At 69.3% G+C, this 6,945-nt stretch carries 9 protein-coding genes; 3 read left to right on the top strand and 6 right to left on the bottom strand.

The features are described from left to right. Positions 1-98: 98 nt before the first annotated feature. A complete protein-coding gene (locus DSP71_RS10910; protein WP_082682732.1) occupies positions 99-617 on the bottom strand; it encodes an Lrp/AsnC family transcriptional regulator in 519 nt (172 codons plus the stop codon). Between the two features lie 104 nt (positions 618-721). Between DSP71_RS10910 and ald the strand changes: the two genes are divergently transcribed. From ald to DSP71_RS10895, 3 genes are all read left to right on the top strand, one after another. Further along, positions 722-1,816, top strand: a complete 1,095-nt coding sequence (gene ald / locus DSP71_RS10905; RefSeq protein WP_113681100.1) for an alanine dehydrogenase — start codon at positions 722-724, stop codon at positions 1,814-1,816. A gap of 81 nt (positions 1,817-1,897) precedes the next feature. Then, on the top strand, positions 1,898-3,097 hold the full coding sequence (locus tag DSP71_RS10900; RefSeq protein ID WP_113681099.1) for a pyridoxal phosphate-dependent aminotransferase: 1,200 nt from the start codon (positions 1,898-1,900) through the stop codon (positions 3,095-3,097). A 182-nt stretch (positions 3,098-3,279) separates the two neighbouring features. After that, entirely contained in the window at positions 3,280-3,687 is a 408-nt protein-coding gene (locus tag DSP71_RS10895) for a hypothetical protein (RefSeq protein WP_147251296.1), read from the top strand. On the opposite strand, the gene DSP71_RS10890 is transcribed toward DSP71_RS10895, so the two are convergent. The 5 genes from DSP71_RS10890 to DSP71_RS10870 form a co-directional block, all read right to left on the bottom strand. After that, the gene (locus tag DSP71_RS10890; RefSeq protein WP_058632594.1) at positions 3,645-4,046 is read right to left on the bottom strand and encodes a VOC family protein; all 402 of its coding nucleotides are present in this window, start codon (positions 4,044-4,046) and stop codon (positions 3,645-3,647) included. The genes DSP71_RS10895 and DSP71_RS10890 overlap by 43 nt on opposite strands. Before the next feature lie 47 nt (positions 4,047-4,093). After that, on the bottom strand, positions 4,094-5,227 hold the full coding sequence (locus DSP71_RS10885) for a UDP-N-acetylmuramate dehydrogenase (protein WP_058632593.1): 1,134 nt from the start codon (positions 5,225-5,227) through the stop codon (positions 4,094-4,096). Positions 5,228-5,240: 13 nt separating this feature from the next. Next, a complete protein-coding gene (locus tag DSP71_RS10880; RefSeq protein ID WP_058632592.1) occupies positions 5,241-5,639 on the bottom strand; it encodes a MaoC/PaaZ C-terminal domain-containing protein in 399 nt (132 codons plus the stop codon). Next, complete coding sequence (locus DSP71_RS10875; RefSeq protein ID WP_061018537.1) at positions 5,639-6,109, bottom strand: MaoC family dehydratase N-terminal domain-containing protein; 471 nt, start codon at positions 6,107-6,109, stop codon at positions 5,639-5,641. Before DSP71_RS10875 ends, DSP71_RS10880 begins: the two co-directional genes overlap by 1 nt. A 60-nt stretch (positions 6,110-6,169) precedes the next feature. Beyond that, on the bottom strand, positions 6,170-6,945 hold a 776-nt coding region (locus DSP71_RS10870; RefSeq protein WP_147251295.1), incomplete at its 5' end, for a glycerate kinase.

The raw sequence follows: 6,945 nt of genomic DNA, 5'->3' as shown, positions 1-6,945 counted from the left end.
TCGTCGACGTCTCCGACCCGGCACATCCGAAGCGGCGGTTCGCGGACTACTGCGCCCTGCCCGCCTCCTACGGCGCCTGACGAGAACGCTCCGGCACCTCAGCGGAAGGACGCGGCCACCGAGTTGCGGTGATAGTCGAACACGATGCTCGTGCGGGTGGAGGCGACGCTGCTCTGCGCCGAGAGGTGCTCCAGCACGAACTCGCGCATCTCGGATGAGTCCGCGACGGCGATGTGCAAGAGGAAGTCGTCGTCTCCACCCAGGAAGAACACCTGGATGACCTGGGGCAGCACCCGCACGCGATCCGCGAACTCGACGATGCTCTCCCTCCGTCCGCTCGGCCGCAGGGTCACGCCGATCACAGCCTGCAGCCCGGCACCCAGCATCCGCTCGTCCACACTCGCGTGGAACCCCGTGATCACCCCGCGGTCCACCAGGGCGCGCAGGCGGGTGTGCGCCGTCGAAGGGGCGACGCCGAGTCGTCCGGCGAGTTCGGCGTTGGTCATGCGGCCGTCCGCCGTGAGCAGCTGCACGATCTTCGCGTCGACCGCATCGAGCGCCGGCGCCCGAACGGTATTCGGCTCCGGGGCCTCCGATGTCGTCTCCATACGAAGCATTATTCAGGATCCGTGCGCAGAGCGAATCATCTTCACGGATTCTGTTGTTCTGTCGATGTTTCTGCGATCCTGAGTGCCGCACCGCATCGAACCCTGGAGGATCAATGAAGATCGGCGTCCCCACCGAGGTCAAGAACAACGAGAACCGCGTCTCCCTAACCCCCGCCGGCGCCGACCGCCTGGTGCGCGAGGGCCACCAGGTACTCGTGCAGTCCGGCGCAGGGCTCGGCTCGCGCATCACCGACGACGACTACCGCGCGGCCGGCGCCGACATCGTGGCGACCGCAGCCGACGCGTGGGGCGAGGCCGATCTGGTCATCAAGGTCAAGGAGCCGATCACTCAGGAGTACGGCTTCCTGCGCGACGACCTCACCCTCTTCACCTACCTTCACCTCGCCGCCGACCGCGCTCTGACCACCGCCCTCGTCGACGCGGGAACCACAGCCGTGGCCTATGAGACCGTGCAGCTTCCCGACCGCAGCCTGCCCCTTCTGGTGCCGATGAGCGAGATCGCGGGACGCCTCTCCGTCACCATGGGCTCGTACTCACTGCTGCGGTCGCAGGGCGGACGCGGAATGCTGCTCGGTGGCATCGCCGGCACGCCGCGTGCCAAGACCGTCGTCATCGGTGGCGGCGTCGCGGGCGAGCACGCCGCGGCGAACGCACTCGGACTCGGCTCGAAGGTCACCGTGATCGACGTCTCCCTGCCGCGCCTGCGTGAGCTCGAGCACCGCTACGGCGGCGCTCTCGAGACCCGCGCATCGAGCCGCTACGACATCGCCGAGGAGTTGAAGAGCGCCGACCTCGTGATCGGGTCCGTGCTGATCCCGGGTGCCGCCGCTCCCAAGCTGGTGACCGACGACATGGTCGCCGCGATGAAGCCGGGCTCGGTGCTCGTCGACATCGCGATCGACCAGGGCGGATGCTTCGAGGGGTCGCGCCCGACCACCCACGACGACCCCACGTTCGCCGTGCACGACTCGATTTACTACTGCGTCGCGAACATGCCTGGCGCGGTTCCCGAGACCGCGACCCGCGCCCTGACCAACGCGACCCTCCCCTACGTCTCGGCGATCGCAGGCAAGGGCTGGGAGCGTGCGGCGGCTGAGGACGCAGCGCTCGCGAAGGGGCTCAACGTGCAGGGCGGACGCATCACGCTTCCGGCCGTCGCGCAGGCGCACGGTCTCGTCGCCGGCTGACCTTCCGCACCCGAAAGAACTCCGGATCTTGGCGGCATCCCACACCTCTCCCGTCGCATCGACCCGAGTACGCTCGTAATCGTGACCGAACGCGCTCCTCTCTCCCGCAAACTGTCCGCCATCGCCGAGTCCGCGACCCTCAAGGTCGACGCCAAGGCCAAGGCCCTCAAGGCCGAAGGCAAGGACGTCATCTCCTACGCCGCCGGCGAGCCCGACTTCGCGACGCCGCAGTTCATCGTGGATGCGGCAGCCAAGGCCCTGGCCGACCCCGCGAGCTACCGGTACACGCCGGCTCCGGGTCTTCCTGCCCTGCGCGAGGCGATCGCGGCGAAGACCCTGCGCGACTCCGGACTCGAGGTCTCCCCCAGCCAGGTGATCGTCACCAACGGCGGCAAGCAGTCGGTATACCAGGCGTTCCAGGCGGTCGTGAACCCGGGCGACGAGGTGCTGCTGCCCGCGCCGTACTGGACCACCTACCCCGAGGCCATCCGTCTCGCCGACGGAACTCCGGTCGAGGTCTTCGCCGGCGCCGACCAGGAGTACAAGGTCACGGTCGAGCAGCTCGAGGCCGCACGTACCGCCCGCACCACCGCGCTCGTGTTCGTCTCGCCGTCGAACCCCACGGGCTCCGTCTACACCGCCGAGGAGACGAAGGCCATCGGCGAGTGGGCGCTCGAGCACGGCATCTGGATCATCAGCGACGAGATCTACCAGAACCTCACATACGAGGGTGTCAAGGCCACCTCGATCGTCGAAGCCGTCCCCGAGGTCGCCGGTCAGACGATCCTGGTCAACGGCGTCGCGAAGACCTACGCCATGACCGGCTGGCGCGTGGGCTGGATGGTCGGTCCGGCCGACGCCATCAAGGTCGCGGGCAACCTGCAGTCGCACCTCACCAGCAACGTGAACAACGTCGCTCAGAAGGCTGCGATCGCCGCCCTCACCGGTCCGCAGGACGAGGCCGAGCAGATGCGACAGGCCTTCGACCGCCGCCGCCAGGTCATCGTCTCCGAGCTGTCGAAGATCGACGGCCTCGTGGTGCCGAACCCGCTGGGCGCGTTCTACGTGTACCCCGACGTGCAGGGTCTGCTCGGTCGCACCTGGGGCGGTGTGACGCCGACCACCTCGCTCGAGCTCGCCGACCTCATCCTCGACCAGGCCGAGGTGGCCGTCGTGCCCGGTGAGGCCTTCGGCCCCTCCGGTTACATCCGCATGTCGTACGCACTGGGCGACGACCAGCTGCTCGAGGGCGTCCAGCGCCTGCAGCGTCTGTTCGCCTGAGTCGCGCCACGCCCCCGGCACCCCCGTCGAGACCCATTGCACTCGCCGAGACCCACTCCTGCAGTCGCTTGCGGGAGTGGGTCTCGGCGTCGACGATGGGTCTCGACGCGGGTGAGGGGTGAGGGGTGAGGGGGGATACTGGAGGTGTGGGGATGGAGGGGGACGAAGTGGAGGGTGAGGGGATGCCTGTGAGTCTGCGGGTGGCCTTCGCCATCCTGATCACCGTGACCGTGTTGATCTTCTTCGCCTCGCTCTTGGTCGCCCCCTTCCTCTGGTACTGGGGAGGAGAGTGGCGAGCGTTGCTCAGTGTGCTCCCCTTCGTACCGGTGGTCGTCTACGCGACCATCACCGTGCTCGTCACAAGAGGAAAGTCGTGGGCCCGATACGCGACCGTGCTGTTCCCGCTCCCCTTCGCGCTCTACGTCCCTGCGGCAACGGGCACGACCTGGGAGTTCCCGGTCGGCCTCGCGGCCCTCGTCCTCACCACCACGGCGGTCGTGTTGATCTTCCTGCCGTCGTCTCGTCCCTACTTCGGCAGGGACACACCTCAGTCCTCGGGGTGGAAGCCGATCAGCCAGCGGACGCCGTAGCGGTCGACGAGCGTGCCGTCGAAGTCTCCCCACGGACGCTTCTGCAGCGCGTCGATGACTCGTCCGTCTGCCGCCAGCTTGTCGTACCAGTCGGTGAGGGTCAGGGCATCCGCTGTGCCGAGGAGCGAGAGGAACATGCCGCTCATCTGCACCGCGTCGTCATCCGCACCCGCATCCGCCCCGGCGACCTCGACCGGCCCGCTCAGCTGTCCGTGCGCGACCGCGTCGCCCGGACCGTCGTGGCGTCCTGCCGTGGCATAGTCGAGCAGCTGGAGCTCACCGCCGAACACCGATCGATAGTGACCGAGCGCCTCTGCGGCGTTGCCGGGGAACAACAGGTACGGGATCAGTCCGCTCATGCCGCGAGTGTAGCCGCGACCGACGACGTGCCCTACCCCTCGACGCTCTAGAGCTCGACGCCGACGAGAACGGGCTCCGGCTGCAGCACGAGACCGAACTCGGCGTGCACCCTGCTCTGGATGAACCGCGCGAGCTCGGCGACCTCACCAGCGGTCGCGCCACCTCGGTTGGTCAGAGCGAGCGCGTGCTTCGTCGACACGGATGCGCGGGAGTGCGGCAGCTTGAACCCCTTGCGGATGCCTGCCTGCTCGATGAGCCACGCCGCGCTCACCTTGACGTCGGAGACGGCGGCCGGCTTCGACAGCGGCACCTGCCCGTCGTAGGACGCGAGCGGGATGACCGTCACGGCATCGAGGTCGGGGGCGACCGGCCAGCGCGGGCATTCCGGCGGCAGCGCTGCGGCCACGGTCGCCGTCACGATCGCGTTCTGGAAGAACGAGCCGACACCGTGGGTGTCCGGGTCGTCCGCATCGAGCAGCATGCCCTTCGATGCCCGAGTCGCCAGGATGCGCTCCCGCACCCAGCCCAGCGGAACCGGGGTGTCGTCCGTGAGGCCGAGCGCCCGACGCAGCTGCTCGCCGCGCACCACGCGCTCACCGGCGACCAGCAGGTCGACCGTCACCGAGAGGATCACGGCACGGCGCAGCGGCACGCTGCCGTGGTGATGCTTGAGCACCGAGGTGCGGAAGCCCAGCCCGAGTTCCGCGGCGGGAACGGTCGAGACCTCGCCGGTCGCTTCGTCGATCAGCTCGACCTCGACCAGCGTCTCCTGGATCTCCTGGCCGTAAGCGCCGATGTTCTGCACGGGGGCCGCGCCGACGGTACCGGGGATCCCGCTCATCGCCTCGAGACCCGCGTAGCCGTGCGCGACGGCGTACGCGACGAAGTCGTCCCAGCCGTGTCCGGCCTGCGCACGCAGACGGATGCGACCCGCGTGGGGGGACGGCAGCTCGTCGATGCCCTCGGTGCGCACGCGGATGACCGTGCCCTCGAACGGCTCGTCGCCCACGAAGAGATTGGATCCGCCACCGAGGACGAACCACTCGTCGCCCCGCGCCCAGGTCTCGCGCAGAGCGTCGACCAGTCCGGAAGTCGTCGTCGCCTCGAACATCCGCTCCGGCGCCGCGCCCGTGCGCAGTGTGGTCAGCTCCGCGAGCCGGACCGCCTCGATCTCCCGCATCAGACCGTCCTCATCAGACGGCGACGCGCAACTGCGCCTTGACGAGCACGGTGGTGTCGCCGAACGTGACCTTGAGGTCGATGCGGGCGACCTCCTCGTCGACAGCGCCGACGGTGGCCACGACGGTGACATCGGCGCCCTCGACCGGGTCGACCACGACGGGCTTGGTGAAGCGCACCCCGTAATCGAGGATGCGCGTCTCCGGTGAGAGTGCGGCGACGACCACCGACGAGGCGATGCCCATCGTGAGCATGCCGTGCGCGAGCACGCCGGGGAGCCCGACAGAGGCCGCCACGTCGTCGCGGTAGTGGATGGGGTTGAAGTCCCCGGATGCTCCCGCGTAGCGGACGAGCGATTCGCGGGTGAGGTGCACGGTGCGCTCGGCGACCACGTCTCCGACGGTGTAGCCCATCAGGCGGCCCCCTCTTCCTCGGCGCTCGGCTCGGCTCCGACGAGCAGCACGCTGGTGGCGGTCACGACGTGGGCTCCCGCCGGGTCGGTGATCTCGGCCTCGCTGGTGATCATCGCGTTCCCGCCCATCATGCGGATGCCGGTGACCCGCAGCTGGGCGGTGAGCTCATCTCCTGCGACGATCGGGCGCGTGTAGGTGAAGCGCTGCTCTGCGTGGATGGTGCGCTCGAGCGCGATGCCGGAGTCCTCCTGACCCAGCAGCTGCTGAAGCGTGAGGTCTTGGATGACCATCGCGAACGTCGGCGGCGCCACGACGTCGGAGAAGCCGGCTGCGCGGGCCGCCTCGACGTCGGTGTGCTGCGGGGCGTCGGCGAAGACGGCACGAGCGAACTCGCGCACCTTCTCCCGGCCGACGAGGTACGGGGCCGTCGGCGGGAACTCCCGGCCGACCAGATCTTGGTTCACTGCCACCCCTCGATCCTACCGAGGCCGCGCCGTGCGTCAGGCCCGCAGCCGGCGCTCGGGCACGCTTCAGGCGGCCCGCGCCGACATCGCCGATCCGAGCAGGACCATCCGCATGCTGCGCTCCGCGGCGTCTCGCAGCAGCGCCTCGCCCTGCTCCACCGCCTGCTCGAGGGGCATCGGCACGGTGAGGATCGAGGCGATCGCGTCGATGCCGATGTCGTGCACGGTCGGAGCACCGACGCCCAGAGACCCGGCGATTCCGAGCACGGGGACGCCGGCGACGCGGGCGCGCATGGCGATCTCGGCCGGCACCTTTCCGCGCGGAGTCTGGAAGTCGATGGCGCCTTCCGCCGTGATGACCAGGTCGGCCATGGCCATCAATCCGTCGATCGGCTCCGGCAGCAGGTCGCTGTCCAGCAGCACCTCGAAGCGCGGAGCGAGGCGGGCGCCGAGCACTGCGGCCAGCCCGGCCCCGAGACCGCCCGATGCGCCAGTGCCTCCGCCGGTGCGCACATCCATCGCGGCACCGAACGGGCTCTGCTCCTCGAGGAGAGCAGCCCAGATGTCGAGCGCCTCGGCCAACTGCTCCACCTGCTCCGGTGTCGCCCCCTTCTGCGGTCCGAACACCCTGGCGACGCCGCGCGGACCGCACAGCACGTTGTGGATGTTACACGCGAGCACGATCTCGACTTCGCCGATGCGCGGATGGAGGCCTGACAGATCGAGGTGCACCGCGTCCCGGAGGTGCCGACCGCCCGCAGCCACAGGCGCGCCATCGCGATCGAGAATGCGGGCCCCGAGGGCTTCGAGTGCGCCCGCGCCCCCATCGCTCGTCCCCGAGT

The sequence above is a fragment of the Microbacterium sp. H6 genome (assembly GCF_003314775.1).
GTDB classification, from domain to species: domain Bacteria; phylum Actinomycetota; class Actinomycetes; order Actinomycetales; family Microbacteriaceae; genus Microbacterium; species Microbacterium oxydans.
Note: the sequence above shows the minus strand (reverse complement) of the source record. Positions and strands in the feature narration are given on the sequence as shown.

Bases quoted from the DNA above. Each gene is read 5' to 3' on its own strand.
- DSP71_RS10910 (WP_082682732.1), bottom strand. From the start codon at position 617: ATGCTTCGTATGGAGACGACATCGGAGGCCCCGGAGCCGAATACCGTT.
- ald (WP_113681100.1), top strand. From the start codon at position 722: ATGAAGATCGGCGTCCCCACCGAGGTCAAGAACAACGAGAACCGCGTC.
- DSP71_RS10895 (WP_147251296.1), top strand. From the start codon at position 3,280: ATGCCTGTGAGTCTGCGGGTGGCCTTCGCCATCCTGATCACCGTGACC.
- DSP71_RS10890 (WP_058632594.1), bottom strand. From the start codon at position 4,046: ATGAGCGGACTGATCCCGTACCTGTTGTTCCCCGGCAACGCCGCAGAG.
- DSP71_RS10885 (WP_058632593.1), bottom strand. From the start codon at position 5,227: ATGCGGGAGATCGAGGCGGTCCGGCTCGCGGAGCTGACCACACTGCGC.
- DSP71_RS10880 (WP_058632592.1), bottom strand. From the start codon at position 5,639: ATGGGCTACACCGTCGGAGACGTGGTCGCCGAGCGCACCGTGCACCTC.